Source organism: Salinactinospora qingdaonensis (assembly GCF_039539445.1).
Taxonomy (GTDB): domain Bacteria; phylum Actinomycetota; class Actinomycetes; order Streptosporangiales; family Streptosporangiaceae; genus Salinactinospora; species Salinactinospora qingdaonensis.
Genome location: NZ_BAABDD010000051.1, coordinates 1 through 20,512 on the forward strand (window position 1 = coordinate 1; position 20,512 = coordinate 20,512).

Here is a 20,512-nt window from a genome sequence, read left to right on the forward strand (position 1 = left end):
CAACAACCACCACGCAAAAACGCGGCAGCCAAGGGCCAAAAAACAAGGCACAAGAAAAACAAACACGCGCTGTTGAGTTCTCAAGAAACAACCGCCCAACCCCCACAAGCCAAAAACCAGCTCTTCAGAGAAGACGGCGTCCCCAAATTTGTTAACTCCAGATTACCAAGGTTTCTCTCGCCGACCAAATCGGCCTTTGTGAATTCCCTTGGCGGCTAATCCCCGAGCATCTCTCGGTCTGGAGTCACCGAGAAACGAGACTAGCAGGGCCGAGCGTGTGCTCGTGCCATCAGCCTTCGGGGAGTGCTCTTCTGGTCCGGTTCGGGAGCTCTTCGGCTCGCCCCGCCCCAGAGCGCACGGACAAACATAAGGTTCCGCGCACGGGCGCGTCAAATCCTGCCCCGGCCCTGGCCGCTGTCACCGAAGGGGAGACAACCTTAGTACCAGGTCACGGTGCTCCCGTGCTCGCACTTCCCTGCGGACAGGTTGGTGCGGTAGGTCAAGCTTCATCGTTGCACAGGTCTTCCTGCCCCTGCCGATGACGGGCTAAACGCCCGGATCAGATTTTTCTTGAGACGCTGCTGGTCAAGTAACGATCACGCCTCCCACGTTGCGTTTCCCCCGCCGTAGCACCAGGAAACGTCCGTGCAGCAGGTCAGCTTCGCCTGGACGAGCCTCCACGTCGGTGACCTTGGTGTTGTTCAGGTAGGCGCCGCCCTCTTGTATGGCACGCCGGCCCGCGGACTTGCTGGGGACGAGGCCGGCCTGGGCAAGCAGATCCACTACAGGAGGCAGTTCGTGCGCGGGAGCGGCCACTTCGGTATGCGGGGCCTCGGTGAGGGCCGCCTCCAGCGTTGCGGAGTCGAGTTCAGCAAGCTCTCCCTGCCCGAAGAGGGCCCTGCTCGCCGCTATGACCTTCTGGCACTCTTCCTCACCGTGGAGAAGGACGGTCATCTCCTCGGCCAGAGCGCGCTGAGCGGCACGTGCCGCGGGACGTTCGGCAGTTCGGCGTTCCAGCTCCTCAATCTCTTCGCGGGAGCGGAAACTGAACACCTTCAGGTAGCGGATCACGTCACTGTCACTGGCGTTGAACCAGTACTGGTAGAAGGCGTAGGGGCTGGTGAGCGCAGGATCGAGCCACACTGTGCCGCTCTCTGTCTTACCGAACTTGGTTCCGTCGCTCTTGGTGAGCAGTTCGGTCGTGAGGCAGTGAGCAGGGCCGTGCGGCTCATTACCGTCCATGCGCCGGATGAGCTCTAGTCCGGCGGTGATGTTACCCCACTGATCGCTACCGCCGACTTGCAGCGTGCATCCGTAGCGGCGGTACAGCTCGACGTAGTCGTAGGCCTGGAGCAATACGTAGCTGAACTCGGTGTAGCTCATGCCGGCACCGTCGAGCCGGGTCTTGACGGTCTCTCGGGCCAACATCTGGTTGATGCTGAAGTGCTTGCCGACGTCGCGCAACAACTCGATCGCGCTCATGGCCCCCAGCCATTCGGCATTGTTGGCGAGAACGGCGTCGGTGGGTTGCGGGGCCTCGCCGGCAGGGGTGAAGCGCAGGAACGCTGAGAGTTGCCGGCCGATGGTCTCAACCCAGCCCTTGATGGTCTCGGGGTCGTTGAGAGAGCGTTCGGCGTTGGGCTTGGGATCACCGATAAGTCCTGTGCCACCACCGACGAGCGCTACGGGGCGGTGACCGGCGAGCTGGAACCTGGCCAGGGTCAACGCTTGCATCAGGTGACCGACGTGCAGGCTGCCAGCAGTGGGATCGAAACCGCAGTAGAGAGTGACCGGGCCATCGGCGAGGGCCTTGCGGAGTTCTTCAAGGCCGGTGGTCTGCGCGAGAAGGCCACGCCATTCCAAGTCGTCGATGATGTCGGTCACTGTGATCTTTCCGTCGTCAGAAGTGGGCACGGACATCCCTACGTTATCGGTTCGTTTCCGGTGCCGTCGCACGCTCCTCAGGGGCCCTTCCGCTCGATGCGGCCTCGCTAGGGGCGCTGGGTGCACATGTCGTGGGGGCGAATGTGGGCTGGAACGCCAGCTAGCGCGGGTGGGCGCCTCCCAGCATTGACACCGGTAAGTTAATAGGATTAGCTTAAAAGCTATGGCTATTAACCAACTAGGTGATTCAGAGGGAACCATGCATTCGCTACGACGCCCTGGCGGTCAGCTCGCTTATGACGGCTACGGCGACCTCGAAAGTACGAAGCCACTCGTCGTGTGCGTGCCCGGCATGGGGGATCACCGCACCACCTACCGCTTCCTCGGCCCGGCGCTGGCAGAGGCCGGCTACCGGGTAGCGGCGATGGATCTACGCGGGCACGGCGACAGCGATCCGACGTTCGACAGCTACGACGACCCGGCGATGGGCTCCGACCTCATCGCGCTCGTCGAGGAACTCGGCGGTGGCCCGGCTGTGCTGGTGGGCAACTCCATGGGTGCGGCAGCGGCGGCGTGGGCCGCGGCGCAGCGCCCCGAACTTGTCAGCGGCCTGGTACTGCTAGGGCCGTTCCTGCGCTCGGCGCAGAGCGGTCCTGTCACCCGGCTGCTCATGCGGCTAGCCTTCCTTCGCCCGTGGGGACCGGCTGTGGTGGGTTCCTACTTCGCCAAGCTGCACGCTGGGCGCACGCCTAAGGACCACGCCGAACACCTCGCTACGGTGCGGGCCGTGCTGCGCCAGCGCGACCACTACCGGGCGATCGTGCGCACGCTGGGCACATCGCACGATCCAGTCGAGGCGCGGTTGGGAGAGATCGAGGCGCCGGCTCTGGTGCTGATGGGAGAACTCGACCCCGACTGGCCAGACCCCGCGGCCGAGGCCGCCTGGATCGCTGAGCGGCTCGACGCCCGTGTTGTCATGGTTGCGGAGAGCGGCCACTATCCACAGTCGCAGCGCTCTGACCTGGTTGTGCCCGCGATCCTCGAGTTCAGTAGGGAGCTAGGGCGTGACTAGAGCGGGGCTGAGTCGAGCGAGCGTGGCTGAGGAGGCCGCCCGGTTCTGCGATGAGCACGGCTACCCGGAACTATCGCTGGCGGCGGTGGCCAAACGGCTCGGCGTGACCGTGCCGAGCCTGTACAAGCACGTCCGAGGGCTCACCGGGCTGCGACGCGACGTCGCGGTGCTGGGGGCCGGCGAGCTCGGACGTGCGCTGGAACGGGCCGCCATTGGGCGTTCGGGCGCCGAGGCGCTACACGCGGTGACCCACGCCTACCGCGACTACGCCCGCGCCCATCCCGGGCGCTACGCGGCGCTGCAAAGTCCCCCCGATCCCACCGACGACGAGGCGATCGGGGTGGTCAACGCGACGCTGGAGGTCATGTTCGCGGTGCTGCGCGGCATGGACATCCCTGAGGAGTCGATGGTGGATGCGGTCCGTGCGCTGCGCAGCGCGATGCATGGCTTCGTAGCTCTGGAGACGAGCGGCGGGTTCGGGCTACCGCAGGACATCGATCACAGCTTCGAGGTGCTAGTGGCCGGGTTGACGCGGGCAATGGCGGACTGGCCGGGCCGCCCCGAAGAGACGGACACGACCGGCGGGCAACGTGAGGGCCGCTGATCGCCGACGGGACACATCGGCCTCGCCGGCGGTGCAGGCGTGGGGCGGGGGTTAACTACGCGACGGTGTCGCCGAGGTGCTCGGCGATGGCCAACGCGGAGGTGGCTGCCGGCGAGGGGGCGTTACGGATACACACGACACGCCCACTGGTATCGATAGCGAAATCGTCGACGAGCGAACCGTCTCGAGCGAGAGCCTGGGCGCGGACGCCGGCAGGAGCGGGACGCAGGTCGGTGGCGCGCAGTTCGGGCACAAGCCGGCGGGCTTGACGGGCGAAGGCGGCCCGGGATACAGACACGGCCATCTCGCGCGCGCCCATTGCCCAGTGGCGGCGGGCGAGCCGCCAGAAGCCGGGCCAGGTCAGCGTGTCGGCGAGGTCGCGTGGGGTCAGGTCGTTGAGGCGGTAGCCCTCTCGGGCCGTGGCCAGCACCGCGTTGGGGCCGGCCATGACTTCGCCGTGGACATGCCGGGTAAGGTGCACGCCCAGGAAGGGGTAACGGGGGTCGGGGACGGGGTAGACGAGTCCGCGCACAAGGTGGCGGCGGTGCGGTGCGAGCTCGTGGTACTGGCCGCGGAACGGTACGATCCGGGGCTCGCCGCCGCTGCCGGCGAGGCGGGCGAGCCGGTCGCTGTGCAGGCCGCCGCAGATCACCAGGGTGTCGAAGTGCCAGCGGGTGCGCTGGCCGCGGGGGGCACCGGTGAGGACGTCCACGCCGTCAGTGGCGTGGCGCAGGTCGAGGACGGGGGTCGCTAGGTGGACCGCTCCCCCGGCGGTGGTCACGTCGGCGGCGAGGGCCTCGGTGACGGCGGTGTAGTCGGTGACCGCTGTGTGCGGGGAGTGCAGTCCGGCGACGCCGCGGACTCCGGGCTCGATGTCATGCAGCTCGCGGGGGCCGAGGGGGCGGAGGCCGGGCACTCCGTTGGCGCGGGCCCTGGCGTGGATGTCGGCCAGGCGCGCGGCCTCGTCGGGGGTGGTGGCGACGACGACCTTGCCGATCTCCTCGTAGGGCAGGCCGTGGTGGGCGCAGTAGTCCTTGAGCAGCCCGACTCCGCGCCGGCACAGGCGTGCTTTGAGCGAACCGGGTTGGTAGTACAGGCCGGCGTGGACGACTCCGCTGTTGTGGCCGGTTTGGTGGGCGGCGACGCGGCTCTCCTTCTCTAGCACGGTGACGGTGGCGCCGGGGCGGGTGAGTGAGAGGTGGCGAGCCAGCGCCAGTCCGAGGATGCCGGCGCCTACGATGCCGATGCGCTGCGCGCTCATTGGTGTCCTCTCTGGCGGGTGCGCCCGTTGTAGGAGCACAGGATTTCATCTGTGTCCGGCGGGACCGGCGCATGGGGCGGAAAACGTCGCCGCCTGCGGCTAGCGTCGCGCTGAAGCGCCATGGTCCCCGGGGGTGTGGCGGGGGAAGGTTGTGGAGCGCGTCGGTGAAGGCTCCGGCGCGGGCGTGAGGTAAGGAGGGCGATGTTTTCCGGTATCGGACGTGTGACGGTGCTCGTCGACGATCTCGACGCGGCGTTGCGGTTTTACCGGGATGTTTTAGGGTTCGTGGTGCTACACGACTCCACACAGGCCGGTTTTCGCTATCTGCACGTGGGGGTTGCGGGGCAGCCGGGGGTGGGGGTGTGGCTGCTGCCGGCGGAGTCGGGTGAGATCGGTCGGCAGACCGGGGATGCGCCGATGTTGGTGCTCTACACCGACGATCTGGGGCCGGTGGTGGCCGCGTTGGAGAAGGCCGAAGTGCCCATGTGGGACTACCGCGGCGATGAGGCCAGCGAGTCGCTGCATTTTCGTGACCCGTTTGGCAACGTGCTGATCGCGGCCCGATTGCTGGGTTAGCCCTGCTGATCGCCGGTTGAGGGGAGGAAACGGGGGCGTCGCGCGGCTGGCGCACCGTTTCCTCCCATCATGTGACCAATGTGGTCAGCGGCGGCCCGTGGACCGGAGAATCCGGGGCGGGGCCGTGTCGCTCCCCCACTGGTGCCACGGTGTGGACTGGTGGAGTCCACCGTCAAGGTGATCCGTTGGGGGCAGCAGTCGAGTTGGAGCGGGGATGGGGGTTAGCTTTCGGGGCGGTGACGGGAGCCCACGGGATTGGGCAGCTCGTCGATGGTCGGGGGCTGTTCGGCGCCCAGCGAGTTGAGGACTTCGGCGTAGCGCAGGGCGGCGATTTTGGCGAGGGTGCTGGTGGCTCCGAGGGGAGCGCTGTGGCCCACACCGAGCTTGTCGGCGAGGACGGCGATGTCGTTGGCACTGAACTCGGGGCCGACGACGTTGGGGGCGATCACGGGGCGGGTGGCTCCGGCGTCGCGCAACTGGCGCAGTACAGCGCCGAGGTTTTTGTGGTCGTCTAGTGCGGCGGGCAGCACCGTGATCCCCAGGCGCGCGGCGAGCAGCACGGCGGTGACACCGGCGGCGCTTTCGGCGTCGGTGCCGCCCACCGAGCCGACGATGACCCCGTCGGCCATACCCGTTCCGGCGGCGACGACGTTGATCAGACGCATCCGGTCGGCGCGTACGAATCCGGACTCGGCCAGGCGTAGGTGGAGCACCTCAGCCAGCATCGGGTGGGGGCCCAGCACCTCGGTGACGTGGGTGTGGGCGCCCGACTGGGTCACGGCGGCAGTGATGGCGGCGGTGACCACTTGGTGTGGGGCGGTGAGGACGGGAACCACGACGGCGCTGGGGGTGTTCTCCTCGCTGCCTTCCATACCGTCCAAGGCAGCGGCCAGGGAGAACTCGTTGCCTTCGGTATAGCCGTAGCGGATGGTGACCTCGGGCCGGTAGACACGAACCAGGTCGGCCAGCTCGCTACCGATGCCGGTGCCGTCACTGGTTTCGGCGTGGCCGGGTATGGCGAGCACGAGCGCGGGGTTGCCGACGGAGCTGTCGTAGGACAGTGGGTTTCGGTGCCGACCGGAACGCCGGCGTGGCAGGTCGCGTGGTGGGAGTTGTTCCGAGTTTCGGGTCGTTTCAGGATTCACGCGAATGATGCTAACGACTCAGGAGCGCTCTTCCCGCCCTTGTGGCGTTCCGATTGGCGCGAAAAGCCCGGAGGTGGCGCTAGGCTCGATGGGGAGCCTAGCTCACCACCGGGTTGCCGTGACGGCTCATAATGTGCTTGACAAGGGTGGTGAGCACGTTTTTCCCGGATTCTCGCCGGCGAGCGTCGACTACGACGACGGGAACGTCGATCGCTACGTCAGCGGCATGGCGGACTTCGTCCTCTTTGTAGTTGTAGGCTCCGTCGAAACGGTTCACCGCGACGACGAAGGGCACCTTGCGGTGCTCGAAGAAATCGATGGCGGGAAAGCAGGTGTCGAGTCTGCGGGTGTCGGCGAGAATGACGGCGCCGAGCGCACCGTGGGCGAGCTCGTCCCACATGAACCAAAACCGCCCTTGGCCTGGGGTTCCGAAGAGGTAGAGCACCACGCTGTCGTTCACGGTGATGCGTCCGAAATCCAAGGCGACGGTGGTCGTTGCCTTATCCTCCACTCCGACGAGATCATCGACGCCGAGGCTGGCTTCGGTCATGACCTCTTCGGTGCTCAGTGGGGTGATCTCGCTGACCGAGCCCACCATTGTGGTCTTACCTGCCCCGAATCCTCCCGCGATGAGGATCTTGACCGCGTTGGGGAGAGGAGCGGGGGTCCGCTGTGCCTCAGAGCCTACGGATGCCATCGAGTACCGCCTGAAGTACGTTCATGTCGGGAAGTTCTGCTGTGGGCAGCGGGGCCCGGGTGAGCACGGCCTCTTTGTCGATGAGATCACCGAGTAACACTTTGGTGACGCGCAGCGGTAGGTCAAGGTGGGCTGACAGTTCGGCCACCGACATGGGGGTGGCGCACAACTCCAGGATGGCCACGTGTTCGGGCTCCAAGGTGTCCCAGTCGATGTTGTCCTCCACAGCCATGACGACACTGATCATGTCGAGTTGCTGTTCAGCGAAGCGCGTCCGTCCACCGGTCATCGTGTAGGGGCGCACCAGAGGGCCCGCGGCGCTGTCGAGCGCTGACTGAGCGTCAGGGGCCTCGGCGTGGGTCGGCGCGGTTCTATGACGTTTGGGGGCCCCTCTAGGGGGGCCCGAAGCGTCGTCGAACCCCAATTCGGAGGGCAGACCACGGGGGGAGAGTTCGCGGCGCCATTGCTCATCCACGTGCATCAGACCCCCGTACCACCGGAGGCTGAGGTCGTTTCGGGCAGGCGAGGGGCCGAGCTGAGGAACTGGCCTACCCGCTTGACGCGCATGTTCATCTCATAGGCGATGAGGCCCACATCAGCGTCCTCAGAGGCGAGGACGGCCAGACACGCGCCGTCGCCGGCCGCGGTGACGAAAAGGTAGGCCCACTCCATCTCCACGACGGTCTGTCGCACGGCGCCGCCGCCGAAATGGCGGCCCGTACCGCGGGCCAGGCTCTGAAACGCCGAGGCTACCGCGGACAGGTGCTCGGCATCCTCTGCCGTCAGGGCTTGGGAACGACCGATGAGAAGGCCGTCGGCCGACAGCACGATCGCTCGTTGAGCTCCGACGACGCGGTCAACTAGGTCGTCGAGCAGCCAGTTGAGGTCACCCGTAGCGTTGCTCATCTGCACCATCATTCGCTCTCTTCAGTGTGATCGCCGACTGAACGGCCGGTTTGGCCGTCGTGATAACGGTTCGTCGATGCTGGGTGTCGCGGCGACGGGGACGTGGGGGCCACGTCGTTGTGGTGAGGCGCGTCGCCGTGATCCCCCTCGCCGATACCGGTTTCGATTTCAGTGGAGTCGGCCGCGCGTCCGCGGCGCGTTCCGCTCTGGAACGCGCTCAACGTGCGGCGAACGTCCTCTGGAGTCCGCAGGGACGGTTGCTGGCCGGTGATGGGCGGGGAGAGGGGCTGACCGTCGTGGCGAAGCTGAGGGGCGAGGTTGGCTTGCCGACGGCGGCGGGGCAGCGGAGGGCGATCGTCGGATGCGGGTGGAGCCGGCGCGGCGGGTTCGGAGCCGCCGGTGGTGGGCTGAGCTGACTCGGGGGGCGGTGGGTCGGGGGCCGTGGCGTTCTCCGACTGAGCCGTGCGGGGTGACTGCTCGGTGTGGTCCTGGTGTGTGACTGGCGCGGTGTCGGTGTTGTCAGAGACGGCAGCGGGGGTGGCGAGGCCGGCCGTATCGCCGGACTGGCCGGCGAGCAGGTCGCCGCTGCCATTGGAGTCGGGGGTGGACTCCAGAGCGGGTTTGGTGGCACGCAGCGAGGGGGTGCCTCGGGGAGAAGTGGTGCTGGGGGCGGTCAGCTCGGTGGGGATGAGGACGATGGCGCGGGTGCCGCCGTAGGGGGAGCTGGCGAGCCGCACGCTGATGTCGTGTTTGGCCGCCAGGCGGGCTACCACGAACAGGCCAAGGCGGGAGTCCTCGTTGATCGCCATGACGTCGAACTCCGGCGCGTTGGACAAGGTCTGGTTGGCTTTGGCGTAATCTTCCTCGCTCATGCCCAGCCCGCGGTCCTCGATCTCGACGATGACGCCCTTGGGCACGACCTCGCTGTGGAGGTGCACCTTGGTGTGGGGCGGGGAGAAGGCCGTGGCGTTTTCGATGAGTTCGGCGACGAGGTGGATGACATCGGCGACGACCGTGCCACGCAGGGCCAGTTCGGGCACGATCCGCAGCTTGACCCTGGCGTACTCCTCGGTCTCGGAGATGGCGCCGCGCAGGATGTCGACGAGGGGGATGGGGTTGCGCCAGCGGCGTCCGGGCTGGGCGCCGCCGAGAATGATGAGGTTCTCGGCGTTGCGACGGCCCCGGGTGGCGAGGTGGTCGAGTTGGAAGAGATCTTCCATCAGGTCGGGATCGTCCTCTTCGCGTTCGATCCGGTCGAGGAGTTGCAGTTGGCGCTGCACCAGCGACTGGTTGCGGTGGGCGATACCGAGGAACACCCGGTTGGCGCCGGTGCGGATCTCGGCCTGTTTGATGGCGGCGGCCACGGCGGTGCGCTGGGCCACATTGAAGGCGTCGGCGACTTGGCCGATCTCGTCGGTTCCGTAGTCGAGTTTGCGCAGTTCGGTCTCGGCCCGTAGGGGGTCGCCGTTTTGGAGTCGCTCGATGATGCGGGGCAGCTCTTCTTGGGCCAGCCGGAGTGTGTCGCGGCGCAGCCGGACGAGGCGGCGGATGAACAGGTTCGCTGAGCGGGAGGCGACGCCGTAGGCGAGAGTGCCGGCGAACATGGCGAGGATGCCACCGCCGAGAGCGAGGGTGAACATCTGCGTACTGGCTTGGTCGGAGACGTCGATGGCGACGCTGGTCTGCTTCTCCGTGAGGGTGAGGAGGGCCGTGGATACGCCTTCGGCCGCGTCGCGCCAGTCGTCCACGCCTGGGGGCAAGGGACGGGAGACGTTTTGCTCGCCGGTGACCGGATCGACGGCGAACTCGGGCTGGGCGCTCATGACGGTGCCGGCGATCCTGTCGGTTTGCTCCCACTGGGGGCTGTCGAGAAGATCGGTGTAGCTCTGTGCGGGGTCGTCGCGGAGGCGGGGGCCGATGGAGTCGATGAGCCGGCGGGCGCCGGTGTAGAAGCTGATGAACTCGCTTTGCTCTTGGGCTGGTAGCTGGTCCAGCACTATGGCGCTCGTGAGAGCGGTGTCGGCTTGGGCGAAGCGTTCGTGGGCGCGCACCAGGTCGACGGTGACGGCGTTTTGGGCGACGGCGGGGCCGTCGGGTAAGTGGTCGGTGCGGGCTTGGGCAAAGCCGATGCCGCTGTCGATGATCTGGCTGTAGCGGCGTACAGCGGTGGCACGGTCAACGCCGGCGTCGATGATCTCGTCGCGCAGGGCGGTGCGTCCCCGTAGCTCGGTGAAGAAGCGGGTGACCGCCTCGCGTTCCTGCGAGTCGTCGGCTTCGCGTAGCCCCGCGGAGTTCTCATCGAGTTCGCGGACCGCTTCGTCGGTGGCCGTGACCTGCTCGTTGAAGGCGCGCCGCGTCTGGTCTGAAGAGGCGGCCAGGTCGGCTGCGGCGAGTCGACGCTCTTGCTGCAACGCGGTCAGGGCGCGGTAGAGATGGACGATGCTACGACCATCACTGGTGGCACTACGCAGCGCCGAAGCCTGAAGTAAGGTCGCCGCGCTAAGTACGGCGAACAATAGTAGGAATGTGATGCTGGGGATCAGGACGATCCGATTGAGCTGGTATCTGATGCTGCGGTCGGTGCTGCCCGACTGGTCCAATTGCGCTCCTCCCGGGCTTAGGCACACGGGCACCGGCCGCATGCCTGGCGGTGGGGCCATGACGAGACGACGGTGAAACACCCAGTCCCGAATCCCGCTCCTGGTTTACAGGAGCACAAAAAACCGTTTGCCGCGTATCGCCATGAGTTTCGTCTTACGTTCCGCTAGGGAGCGGATACGTGTGGTGCCCACAGCACTGGGACGCTACAGCATTCTGGGCAAGTGTGGTGGCGCTTTGGCGAAATCCATGTGGAAAAGATCCCGGGAAAACACTTTTCTCCGTTTTAGTCAAAATACGCTCGGGGTGTGGTTTATTGTGTCGCTCGCCGCGGGGTCGCGCTGCGCACTCCACCCCACTAAAACTGCGCGCGGTCAGGGGGTGACTCCCCCTGACCGCGCGTTGACGCTGTTCGGCCGCCCATACCGCGGCGGCGACGGCGACTCTTAGCCCTCGACCGTGGCGAACGAGCGGTGCTCGGCTGTGGCTGAGGCCACGCGGTCAGCCTGCTCGACGACACGGGCCGGCGCGGTGCCACCCTTGGCCGAGCGGGAATCCAGCGAACCGGCCACCGTCAAAACCTCGCGTACCTCAGGGGTCAGGTGCGGCGAGATCTCAGCGAGCTCGCTGTCGGAAAGATCTGGCAGGTCGATACCGCGCTGCTCACAGGCACGCACGCAGGCCCCGGCCAATTCGTGGGCCTCCCGGAAGGGAACGCGCTTGCGCACCAGCCATTCGGCGATGTCGGTGGCCAACGAGAACCCTTGGGGGGCGAGTTCCGCCATGCGCTCGCCGTGGAATCGCAGCGTGGCCACCATACCGGTAAAAGCTGGTAGGAGCAGCAAAAGCGTGTCGACGGCGTCGAAAACGGGCTCCTTGTCCTCTTGGAGGTCGCGGTTATACGCCAGCGGCAGCGCTTTGAGGGAGGAGAGCAGTCCGGCCAGATCGCCGATGAGACGCCCCGATTTTCCGCGCGCCAACTCAGCGACATCGGGATTCTTTTTCTGCGGCATAATCGAGGAGCCGGTGGCGAAGGCGTCGTCGAGCGTGACGAAGCCGAACTCCTTGGTGGACCACAGAATGATCTCCTCTGACAGCCGGGAAAGGTCCACCCCGATCATCGCGGCCACGAAGCCGAACTCGGCGACGACGTCGCGGGCGGCGGTGGCGTCGATGGAGTTTTCGGCCGAGGCCGAGAACCCCAACTCCGCGGCGACCGCTTCGGGGTCCAGCCCCAGTGAGGAGCCGGCCAACGCGCCGGAGCCGTAGGCGGAGACGTCGGCACGGCGGTCCCAGTCGCGCAGGCGCTCCACGTCGCGCAGCAGCGGCCATGCGTGGGCCAACAGGTGATGGGCCAGCAGCACGGGCTGGGCGTGCTGTAGGTGGGTGCGCCCAGGCATGGCGACGTCGATGTTGGCCCGGGCCTGGTGCTCCAGCGCGGCCACCAGGTCGAGGAGTTCACCGGCGATGGCGCGCGCCTGCTCGCGCAGGTAGGCGCGCACCATGGTGGCGATCTGATCGTTGCGCGAGCGCCCCGCGCGCAGCCGCCCGCCCAGCTCGGGGCCGACTCGTTCGATGAAGCCACGCTCCAAGGCGGTGTGCACGTCCTCATCGGCGATGACGGGGGTGAAGTCCCCCGCGACGACGTCGGTTTCCAATCGGTCCAGCCCGTCGAGCATGGCCTGGAGTTCGTCGTCGGTGAGCAGCCCGGCCGAGTGCAAGACACGGGCGTGGGCACGGGAGCCGGCGAGGTCGTGGCGGGCCAACCGCCAGTCGAAGTGCGTGCTCAGGGACAGCCGGGCCAGCGCATCGGAGGGGCCGCCGGCGAACCGGCCGCCCCACAGCCGCGTGACCTGGGAGTCGGGTGCGTCAGCCACAGGAATCCTCGAATGTGTTGAAAGTGTCGATCAGCAGCGAAAAACCGGGAAAGTCCCCGTAGTGTCGTGAGCCGGGACCCGCGGCGTAGGTCCCGGCTCACGAGCAGTGGTGTCAGTTCTTGCTGTGGCGCTGGTCGCGCAGGCTAGCGATCTTGGCGGGCATACTCCAGACGTCGATGAAGCCACGCGCCATGCTCTGGTCGTAGGTGTCGCCAGTGTCATAGGTGGCCAGCTCGTAGTCGTAGAGCGAGGACTCGCTACGCCGGCCGGTGACTACGGCGCGACCGCCGTGGAACAGCATGCGGATATCGCCGGAGACGTGCTGGTTGGCTTCGATGACGAATCCGTCGAGGGCACGCTTGAGTGGGGAGAACCACAGCCCGTCGTAGACCAGCTCGCCCCAACGCTGGTCAACGCCGCGCTTGAAGCGGGCCAGCTCGCGCTCGACGGTCACGTTCTCCAACTCTTGGTGGGCGGTGATGAGCGCCATCGCGCCGGGAGCCTCGTAGACTTCGCGGCTCTTGATGCCCACGAGCCGGTCCTCGACCATGTCGATGCGGCCGATGCCGTGGGCGCCGGCCCGGCGGTTGAGTTCGTCGATGACCTGGAGCGGGCTCAGCTCCTTGCCGTCGACGGCGGTGGGCACGCCCGCGGTGAAGGTGATGACGACCTCGTCGGGCTCGCGCGGGCTGGCGGGGTCGGCGGTGTAGGCGTAGACGTCCTCGATGGGGCCGTTCCAGATATCCTCTAGGAACCCGGTCTCGACAGCGCGGCCCCAAAGGTTCTGGTCGATGGAGTAGGGCGACTTCTTGCTGACGTCGATGGGCAGCCCACGCTCCTCAGCGAAGGCGATGGCCTTGTCGCGGGTCATGCCGGAGTCGCGCACAGGCGCGAGAACCTTCAGTTCGGGAAACAGCGCGGCTAGGCCGGCCTCGAAACGGACCTGGTCGTTACCCTTGCCGGTGCAGCCATGGGCGACCATGGTGGCGTTGTGGTAGCGGGCAGCATCGGCGAGATGCTTGACGATGAGCGGCCGGGACAGGGCCGACACCAGCGGGTAGCGGTCCATGTAGAGGGCGTTGGCCCGAAGAGCGGGGACACAGTAGTCAGTGGCGAACTCTTCCCGGGCGTCGGCGACGACCGCCTCGACGGCGCCGCAGTCCAGGGCACGCTGCCGGATGACGTCCAGATCCTCACCGCCCTGGCCACAGTCGATGGCTACGGCGACGACCTCGGCCCCGGTCTCCTGAGCGATCCAGCCGATGGCGACGGAGGTGTCGAGCCCTCCGGAGTAGGCGAGTACGACCCGCTCGGTCATGACGTCTCCTTGTGTCGTGGTGGTCGGTGCACGCGCCCCTTTTCGTGGGCGAGGGGCGCGCTGTCTGCGGTTGTGCGGCCGGCCGTGGGCGGGGTGCTCAGCCGCGCCGGTCGGCGAGCCGCAGGAGGGCACGGGCCAGTTCGGCACCGCCCTGCGGGTCGCGGGCGATGACCAGGATGGTGTCGTCCCCGGCGATGGTGCCCAGGATCGCGTGGATATCGGTGTGATCAATGGCCGAGGCCAGGTACTGCGCAGCCCCCGGAGGGGTGCGCACGATCACCATGTTGGCTGAGGACTCTGCTGAGACCAGCAGGTCCTCAGCCAGCCGGTTGAGGCGGCTATTGGACACGTTCTCCAGTTCCAGCGTGTCAGGACGCGCCCGCTGCAATCGCTCGCCGCCCTCCCCCGGAAGAACATAGACGAGTTCACCGTCGGCGGCACGGAGCTTGACCGCGCCCAGTTCGTCGAGATCGCGCGAGAGTGTCGCCTGGGTGACCTGGAGCCCCGATTGGGCGATCAGCTCGGCCAGCTCGCTTTGGGAACGGACGTCGTTCTTTGTCAGCACTTCGGTGATCCGGGCGTGGCGCGCCGCTTTGGTCGTCGGCGTCGGCCCGTGCGCATCGCCGGCGGTCATCGTCGTCTCTCCCCCTCTTCGAGGAGGAACGCCAGCAGTGCCTTCTGAACGTGGCGCCGGTTCTCGGCCTGATCCCACACGGCGCTGTGAGGGCCGTCGATGACTTCTGCGGTGATCTCGGCGCCGCGGTGAGCGGGCAGGCAGTGCAGCACGATGGCCGCAGCAGCGGCGTGGGAGAGCAGGTGGCTGTCGATGCCGAAAGGGCGCAGGGCCGCTAGGCGCTGCTCGTGCTCGGCTTCTTGTCCCATAGCGGTCCACACATCGGTGGCCAGCGCATCGGCGTCTTTGGCCGCGGCGATGGGATCGGCGAGGACCTCGACAGAGCCTCCCGTGGTGGCGGCGATCTGGCGGGCACGGGCCAGGATCGCCGGCTCGGGCTGGTAGGCCACGGGGGTGGCCAGGCGCACGTGCATGCCGGCGAGCGCGCCGCCGAGGAGGGAGGAGTGGGCGGTATTGGCGGAGCCGTCCCCGATGAAGGCGAGGGTGCGCCCACTGAGGCTGCCCAAGCGCTGACGGATCGTCTCCAGGTCAGCGAGGATCTGGCAGGGGTGGAAGGTGTCGCTGAGGGCGTTGATGACAGGGACGGTGCTGGCGGCTGCCATGGCTTCGAGGTTGTCTTGGGCGAAGGTGCGCCACACGATGGCCGCGCACTGGCGATCGAACACGCGCGCCACGTCCTCGATGGGCTCGCCGCGCCCCAGGTGGGTGGTTTGGGCGTCGACGGTGAGGGGAGAGCCGCCAAGGTCGGTCACCCCTACAGCGAAGGAGATGCGGGTGCGGGTGGAGGGCTTGTCGAACAGCAGCGCGACCGTGCGCGGACCCGCCAGGGGACGGTGGGCGAAACGATCGGCCCGCATCTGGGCGGCGAGGTCGAGAATGATGGCCTGCTCGGCGGGCGTCAGGTCGTCGTCGCGCAGGAAGTGGCGGGCCGTGCCGACGGCGCTCATGGCATGGGTCCCTTCGGGGTGTCCTCGGCGGCGAGGTCGAGAATCTTGGGCAGGGCGAGGGTGAACTCGCCGACCTGCTCGCGAGTGATCGTCAACGGCGGGGCGAGCCGGATGGTGTCGGGAGTGACGGCGTTGACGAGGAACCCATGGCGGGCTGCAACGGTCTGCACGTCGGCGGCGCACTCGCTGGTGAGGGCAAGGGCACGCCACAGACCGGCGCCGCGCGAGCCGGCCAACAGCGGGTGGTCGACAGCGGCGATGCCGTCGGCGAGGGCCGTGCCCACCTCGGTGACGTGGGGCAGCAGCCCTTGAGACTCGATGGTGTCGAGCACGGCCAGAGCCGCGGCGGCGGCCACCGGGTTACCGCCGAAGGTCGACCCGTGGTCGCCCTTGGCAAAGGCGGTGGCGTAGCGGCCCATACCGAGACAGGCGCCGATAGGGAGCCCGCCGCCCAGCCCCTTGGCCAGGGTGAGCACATCGGGAGTGGCATCAGCGGCCTGGTAGGCGAACCAGTGGCCAGTGCGCCCGATTCCACTTTGGATCTCGTCGAGGACAAAGGCAGCGCCGGTAGCGTCGCAGACGGCGCGCACCTCGCGCAGGTAGCTGTCGGGGGGCGTGACGACGCCGGCCTCGCCTTGGGTGGGTTCGACAAACACCGCGGCGCAGGAGTCGTCGACGGCCTCACGCAACGCGGCAACGTCGCCGTAGGGTGCGAAACGCACATCCATACCGAAGGGACCGAAGGGTTCGCGGATGGCGTCCTTACCGGTGAGGGCGAGCGCGCCGGAGCTGCGGCCGTGGAAGCTGTTGACGGTGGAGACGAAGTAGGTCCGGCCGGCTCCGACGGCGCGCTTGACGAGTTTCAGGGCGGCTTCGGTGGCCTCGGTGCCGGAGCTGGCCAAAAACACGCGGGCCTGGCCACCGGTGAGGGCGGTGAGGCGTTCGGCGAGTTCGACTTCGGGCTCGTGCAGGAACAGATTGCTGGTGTGGGCGATGCGCGACGCCTGCTGGGCGACCGCGCGCACCAGCGCCGGATGGTTGTGCCCCAGGGCACTGACGGCGATGCCGGCGATGAGGTCGAGGTAGCGGTTACCGTCGACGTCGAAAACGTGGCAGCCCTCGCCGCGCTCCAGCGCGATGGGGGGTGTGCCGTAGGTGGGCATCATGACGGCTTCAAAACGCGCGCGCAGGGCGTCGTTGCGCGTGGTGCTCACGTGTCCTCGCCTTCGTAGATGTCGACGGGCTCGGTGGGGTGGTCGGCTTCGGCGACGACCATGGTGCCCACCCCCTCGTTGGTGAAGACTTCGAGCAGCATCGCGTTGGGGAGACGACCGTCGAGGATGTGGGCCTGCGGGACGCCACCGCGCACCGCGCGCAGGCACGCCTCCATCTTGGGCACCATGCCCGAGGAGAGGTTGGGCAGCATGTCGGCCAGCTCACCCGCGGTGAGCCGGCTGAGTAGCTCAGTGTTGTCGGGATAGTCGGCGTAGAGCCCCTCGACGTCGGTGAGCATGATGAGCTTGCTGGCGTCCAGAGCGGTGGCGAGCGCGGCTGCGGCGGTGTCGGCGTTGACGTTGTAGATGCCCTCATCGGAGCGGGCGATGCTGGAGACGACGGGGATACGGCCGTCGTCGAGCAGGGTCTGGATCGCCCCTGGCTGCACGTCGACGACCTCACCGACCAGGCCGATGTCGACGGGGGCGCCGTCGACGATGGCGGGTTTGCGTTCGGCGGTGAGCAGGTGGGCATCTTCGCCCGACATGCCTACGGCGAAGGGGCCGTGGGCGTTGATCAGCCCCACGATCTCGCGGTTGACCTGGCCGACCAGGACCATGCGCACGACATCCATGGTCTCTTGGGTGGTGACGCGCAGTCCTGCGGTGAATGAGCTTTCCACGCCGAGCCGGTCAAGGTGGGCGTTGATCTGGGGACCCCCACCATGGACGACGACGGGACGCAGTCCCGCGTAGCGCAGGAATACGACGTTGTCGGCGAAGCGGGCGCGCAGCTCGGGGTCAGTCATGGCGCTGCCGCCGTACTTGATGACGACGGTCTTGCCGTGGAACCGGCTCAGCCATGGCAACGCCTCGATGAGCGTATCGGCCTTCTCAAGCGCCTGCTGGTGGAAATGGTGGTGGGTGCGTGACATGTCTGTGCTCAACGTCCTCGTCGGTGTCGCGGCGGCCCGGCGCAGCGGCCTCGGGCGGCTCAGGTGCTGTAGGCGGAGTTCTCGTGCACGTAGGCGACGGTCAGGTCGGTGGTGTGGACTGTGGCCGCAGCGCTGCCGGCGGCGAGGTCGACGGTGACCGTGACCTCGCGCGGCGAAAGGTCGACCTTGGAGCGATCGTCACCGACTGCGCCGCCTCGGCAGATCCACACGCCGTTGATGGCGACGTTGAGGTGGTCGGGTTCAAAGGCGGCGTCGGTGGTTCCCACGGCCCCCAAGACCCGGCCCCAGTTAGGGTCTTCGCCGTAGATGGCGCACTTGAACAGGCTGTTGCGGGCAATGGCCCGAGACACGGTGAGCGCGTCGTCTTCGCTGGCCGCGCCGACGGTCTCGATGGCGATGCTCTTGGTTGCGCCCTCGGCGTCGGCGATGAGCTGGCGGGCAAGGTCGTCGCACACCTGGGTGAGCAGGGCGGCGAACTCCTCCTCGTCGGGCGTGACGCCGGCGGCGCCGCTGGCCATAAGCAGCACCGTGTCGTTGGTGGAAGTGCAGCCGTCGGCGTCGACGCGGTCGAAGGTGCGGGCCGTGGTAGCGCGCAGCAGCCGGTCGCACTGCTCGGCGGTGAGGTCGGCGTCGGTGGTGACGACCGAGAGCATCGTGGCCATCGACGGGGCGAGCATCCCGGCGCCTTTGGCCATGCCGCCGATGGTGTAGCCCTCGCCGCGCTTAAAGGCGATCTTGGCGACGGAGTCGGTGGTGCGGATGGCGTCAGCGGCGGCGAGCCCGCCGTCGCGGGCGGCTTCGGCGATGGCGGCGTCGGCGCCGGCGAGGAGCTGAGGCATGGCGAGCCGTTCGCCGATGAGACCGGTGGAACAGACCGCGATCTCGGCAGCCGAGTCGGCCAGCGCCTCGGCGACGTGCTCGGCGGTGGCGTGGGTGTCCTGGAAGCCCGGCGAGCCGGTGCAGGCGTTGGCGCCGCCGGCGTTGAGGATGGTGGCGCGCACCCGACCGCCTTTGACGACTTGCTGTGACCACACAACGGGGGCGGCTTTGATCCGGTTGCGGGTGAAGACTCCGGCGGCGGCGCGTGAGGGGCCGTCGTTGATGACGACGGCGACGTCGCGTCCGCCGTCGGTTTTGAGACCGGCGGCGACCCCGGCCGCCCGGAAGCCCTTGGGGGCGGTGACACTCACGGTGGTGCCTCTCTTCGGTTCAATGGGTGCGGGACCCGCGCTGTCAGGGCGCGAGGCCGCTCAGCGGCAGTCCGGTGGTTTCGGGCAACCCCAGGGCGATGTTGGCGCTTTGCAGCGCCGCTCCCGCCGTGCCCTTGGTGAGGTTGTCGATGGTGGCGACGACGACGAGACGGTTGGCGTCCTCGTCGATGGTGAGTTGCAGGCAGGCGGTGTTAGCACCCAGGGTCATGGCGGTGGTAGGCCAGGTTCCCTCATCGAGGAGGTGGACGAAGGGTTCGGCCGCGACGTGTTTTTCGTAGCCGGCCCGGGCGGTGGCCTCAGTGAGGCCGGGCCGGATCGGGGCGGAGCAGGTGGCGAGGATACCGCGGGGCATGGGCACCAGCACGGGGGTGAACGAGACGGTCACCGGGCCGCCGGCGGCGGCCGAAAGGTTCTGCACGATCTCGGGGTTGTGCCGGTGGGCGCCACCGACCCCGTAAACGCTGGCCGAACCCATGACCTCACTACCGATGAGATGGGGTTTGGGGCTCTTGCCGGCGCCGGAGGTACCAGAGGCGGCGACCACAACCACGTCGGGGTCGATCATGCCCTCAGCCAGGGCGGGAAACAACGCGAGCGAGGCGGCGGTGACGTAGCAGCCGGGAACAGCCACGCGGGAAACACCGGCCAGCGCATCGCGGCCTCCGGGGAGTTCGGGCAGTCCGTAGGGCCACGTCCCGGCGTGCGGCGAGTCATAGTAGCGCTGCCACGCGGCGGCGTCGGAGAGCCGGAAGTCGGCGCCGCAGTCAACGACGAGCACCTTGTCGCCGAGCTGTTCGGCGATAGCGGCGGACTGGCCGTGCGGCAGAGCGAGGAACACGATGTCGTGGCCGACGAGATTGGCGAGGCTGGTCTCGGTGAGTTCCCGGTCAGCCAGTGGAAGCAGGTGCGGGTGGTGCTGCCCCAGGCGCGTGCCGGCGTTGCCGCCGGCGGTCAGCGCACCGATCTCGATGTGCGGGTGGGCGAGCAGCAACCGCAGCAGCTCTCCCCCAGCGTAGCCGCTGGCGCCGGCGACCGCCGCTGTATACCCCATGTGCCCCACTCCCATGGTCGACGAACCCTGATTGCACCATCATGCACGCTATTGCAAACTTATGCAAACAGGTTGACTGTTCTACTTTGAAGCCTAGATCGGGCCGCGGCATGAACCCCTAGGCGAGGTGGAATTTTCGCTGGTGGCGGCACGGCGAGGAGGCGGCTATGGGCGCTGCCCTCGTACGGAAGGCGACAGCGACGAGCAGCGAAGGCGGCCAGTGGGTAGGGGGGATCGGACGCCGGTTCCCAGGGCACTGGGACCGGGGCGGCAACGCAGGCGACAGATTGGGGCAGCGGAAATACGGGGATCGTCTCGCTTGGCGAGACAGCGGATGCGTAGGCTGCGTCCAGCGGGGGTGTTTCTATGGGTTTGTCAAGCCGAGGGTCGTAAGTGGGGCCTGTCGCTTGCCCGGGATGGGAGGGCTTGCCGTCGGCTCGTGCCTCGATCGCTTCGCGATCTCAGCAGCCTTAAGGGGGCGCTGTGGCTGCGGGCGGGTGGCAGGCGACGGGGACGGCCCCCGGCTGGGGTGAGGCAGCATTGCTCCGGGGTGCGGTAACA

General features: G+C 67.6%; 19 protein-coding genes. 4 read left to right on the forward strand and 15 right to left on the reverse strand.

Annotated features, from left to right (window positions below):
• Positions 1-219: hypothetical protein (locus ABD848_RS24285; protein WP_344977316.1), on the forward strand; the 219-nt coding region annotated here is incomplete at its 5' end.
• A gap of 366 nt (positions 220-585) precedes the next feature.
• Here the strand turns inward: ABD848_RS24285 and tyrS are convergent.
• Positions 586-1,884, reverse strand: coding sequence for a tyrosine--tRNA ligase (gene tyrS / locus ABD848_RS24290; protein ID WP_344977369.1), 1,299 nt, complete (start codon positions 1,882-1,884; stop codon positions 586-588).
• Between the two features lie 259 nt (positions 1,885-2,143).
• On the opposite strand from tyrS, the gene ABD848_RS24295 reads away from it, so the two are divergent.
• Both ABD848_RS24295 and ABD848_RS24300 read left to right on the forward strand, forming a co-directional pair.
• Entirely contained in the window at positions 2,144-2,956 is an 813-nt protein-coding gene (locus ABD848_RS24295) for an alpha/beta fold hydrolase (protein WP_344977319.1), read from the forward strand.
• Positions 2,949-3,560, forward strand: a complete 612-nt coding sequence (locus tag ABD848_RS24300; protein WP_344977322.1) for a TetR/AcrR family transcriptional regulator — start codon at positions 2,949-2,951, stop codon at positions 3,558-3,560. The genes ABD848_RS24295 and ABD848_RS24300 overlap by 8 nt, the downstream gene beginning before the upstream one ends.
• A 55-nt stretch (positions 3,561-3,615) precedes the next feature.
• On the opposite strand, the gene lhgO is transcribed toward ABD848_RS24300, so the two are convergent.
• Positions 3,616-4,821 carry an L-2-hydroxyglutarate oxidase gene (lhgO, locus tag ABD848_RS24305; protein ID WP_344977325.1) on the reverse strand — a complete coding sequence of 402 codons (1,206 nt, stop codon included), beginning with the start codon at positions 4,819-4,821 and terminating at the stop codon, positions 3,616-3,618.
• A 201-nt stretch (positions 4,822-5,022) separates the two neighbouring features.
• Between lhgO and ABD848_RS24310 the strand changes: the two genes are divergently transcribed.
• Complete coding sequence (locus ABD848_RS24310) at positions 5,023-5,397, forward strand: VOC family protein (RefSeq protein WP_344977329.1); 375 nt, start codon at positions 5,023-5,025, stop codon at positions 5,395-5,397.
• 221 nt (positions 5,398-5,618) lie between these two features.
• Here the strand turns inward: ABD848_RS24310 and ABD848_RS24315 are convergent, their stop codons facing one another.
• From ABD848_RS24315 to argC, 13 genes are all read right to left on the reverse strand, one after another.
• The gene (locus ABD848_RS24315; RefSeq protein ID WP_344977332.1) at positions 5,619-6,542 is read right to left on the reverse strand and encodes a sirohydrochlorin chelatase; all 924 of its coding nucleotides are present in this window, start codon (positions 6,540-6,542) and stop codon (positions 5,619-5,621) included.
• A gap of 97 nt (positions 6,543-6,639) precedes the next feature.
• Positions 6,640-7,239 carry a GTP-binding protein gene (locus ABD848_RS24320; protein WP_344977335.1) on the reverse strand — a complete coding sequence of 200 codons (600 nt, stop codon included), beginning with the start codon at positions 7,237-7,239 and terminating at the stop codon, positions 6,640-6,642.
• The gene (locus ABD848_RS24325) at positions 7,220-7,714 is read right to left on the reverse strand and encodes a DUF742 domain-containing protein (RefSeq protein ID WP_425567699.1); all 495 of its coding nucleotides are present in this window, start codon (positions 7,712-7,714) and stop codon (positions 7,220-7,222) included. The genes ABD848_RS24320 and ABD848_RS24325 overlap by 20 nt, the downstream gene beginning before the upstream one ends.
• Positions 7,715-7,719: 5 nt before the next feature.
• Entirely contained in the window at positions 7,720-8,154 is a 435-nt protein-coding gene (locus ABD848_RS24330; protein ID WP_344977372.1) for a roadblock/LC7 domain-containing protein, read from the reverse strand.
• Positions 8,154-10,745: a sensor histidine kinase gene (locus ABD848_RS24335; protein WP_344977341.1), complete on the reverse strand. Its 2,592-nt coding sequence runs from the start codon at positions 10,743-10,745 to the stop codon at positions 8,154-8,156. Before ABD848_RS24335 ends, ABD848_RS24330 begins: the two co-directional genes overlap by 1 nt.
• A 444-nt stretch (positions 10,746-11,189) precedes the next feature.
• Positions 11,190-12,620: an argininosuccinate lyase gene (gene argH / locus ABD848_RS24340; protein WP_344977344.1), complete on the reverse strand. Its 1,431-nt coding sequence runs from the start codon at positions 12,618-12,620 to the stop codon at positions 11,190-11,192.
• A 112-nt stretch (positions 12,621-12,732) separates the two neighbouring features.
• The gene (locus tag ABD848_RS24345) at positions 12,733-13,938 is read right to left on the reverse strand and encodes an argininosuccinate synthase (RefSeq protein WP_344977347.1); all 1,206 of its coding nucleotides are present in this window, start codon (positions 13,936-13,938) and stop codon (positions 12,733-12,735) included.
• 97 nt (positions 13,939-14,035) lie between these two features.
• A complete protein-coding gene (locus ABD848_RS24350) occupies positions 14,036-14,572 on the reverse strand; it encodes an arginine repressor (RefSeq protein ID WP_344977351.1) in 537 nt (178 codons plus the stop codon).
• The gene (argF, locus tag ABD848_RS24355) at positions 14,569-15,519 is read right to left on the reverse strand and encodes an ornithine carbamoyltransferase (protein WP_344977354.1); all 951 of its coding nucleotides are present in this window, start codon (positions 15,517-15,519) and stop codon (positions 14,569-14,571) included. The genes ABD848_RS24350 and argF overlap by 4 nt, the downstream gene beginning before the upstream one ends.
• The gene (locus tag ABD848_RS24360; RefSeq protein ID WP_425567702.1) at positions 15,516-16,685 is read right to left on the reverse strand and encodes an acetylornithine transaminase; all 1,170 of its coding nucleotides are present in this window, start codon (positions 16,683-16,685) and stop codon (positions 15,516-15,518) included. Before ABD848_RS24360 ends, argF begins: the two co-directional genes overlap by 4 nt.
• A 44-nt stretch (positions 16,686-16,729) precedes the next feature.
• The gene (gene argB / locus ABD848_RS24365) at positions 16,730-17,668 is read right to left on the reverse strand and encodes an acetylglutamate kinase (RefSeq protein ID WP_344977360.1); all 939 of its coding nucleotides are present in this window, start codon (positions 17,666-17,668) and stop codon (positions 16,730-16,732) included.
• A 59-nt stretch (positions 17,669-17,727) separates the two neighbouring features.
• Positions 17,728-18,879: a bifunctional glutamate N-acetyltransferase/amino-acid acetyltransferase ArgJ gene (argJ, locus tag ABD848_RS24370; protein ID WP_344977363.1), complete on the reverse strand. Its 1,152-nt coding sequence runs from the start codon at positions 18,877-18,879 to the stop codon at positions 17,728-17,730.
• Between the two features lie 43 nt (positions 18,880-18,922).
• On the reverse strand, positions 18,923-19,951 hold the full coding sequence (argC, locus tag ABD848_RS24375; RefSeq protein WP_344977366.1) for an N-acetyl-gamma-glutamyl-phosphate reductase: 1,029 nt from the start codon (positions 19,949-19,951) through the stop codon (positions 18,923-18,925).
• Between the last annotated feature and the right edge of the window lie 561 nt (positions 19,952-20,512).

Coding starts and splice junctions, on each gene's coding strand:
- ABD848_RS24330 (WP_344977372.1), bottom strand. CDS start 8,154: ATGGTGCAGATGAGCAACGCTACGGGTGACCTCAACTGGCTGCTCGAC.
- ABD848_RS24320 (WP_344977335.1), bottom strand. CDS start 7,239: ATGGCATCCGTAGGCTCTGAGGCACAGCGGACCCCCGCTCCTCTCCCC.
- ABD848_RS24295 (WP_344977319.1), top strand. CDS start 2,144: ATGCATTCGCTACGACGCCCTGGCGGTCAGCTCGCTTATGACGGCTAC.
- ABD848_RS24345 (WP_344977347.1), bottom strand. CDS start 13,938: ATGACCGAGCGGGTCGTACTCGCCTACTCCGGAGGGCTCGACACCTCC.
- ABD848_RS24360 (WP_425567702.1), bottom strand. CDS start 16,685: ATGATGCCCACCTACGGCACACCCCCCATCGCGCTGGAGCGCGGCGAG.
- argB (WP_344977360.1), bottom strand. CDS start 17,668: ATGTCACGCACCCACCACCATTTCCACCAGCAGGCGCTTGAGAAGGCC.
- ABD848_RS24310 (WP_344977329.1), top strand. CDS start 5,023: ATGTTTTCCGGTATCGGACGTGTGACGGTGCTCGTCGACGATCTCGAC.
- argF (WP_344977354.1), bottom strand. CDS start 15,519: ATGAGCGCCGTCGGCACGGCCCGCCACTTCCTGCGCGACGACGACCTG.
- lhgO (WP_344977325.1), bottom strand. CDS start 4,821: ATGAGCGCGCAGCGCATCGGCATCGTAGGCGCCGGCATCCTCGGACTG.
- argC (WP_344977366.1), bottom strand. CDS start 19,951: ATGGGGTATACAGCGGCGGTCGCCGGCGCCAGCGGCTACGCTGGGGGA.
- ABD848_RS24350 (WP_344977351.1), bottom strand. CDS start 14,572: ATGACCGCCGGCGATGCGCACGGGCCGACGCCGACGACCAAAGCGGCG.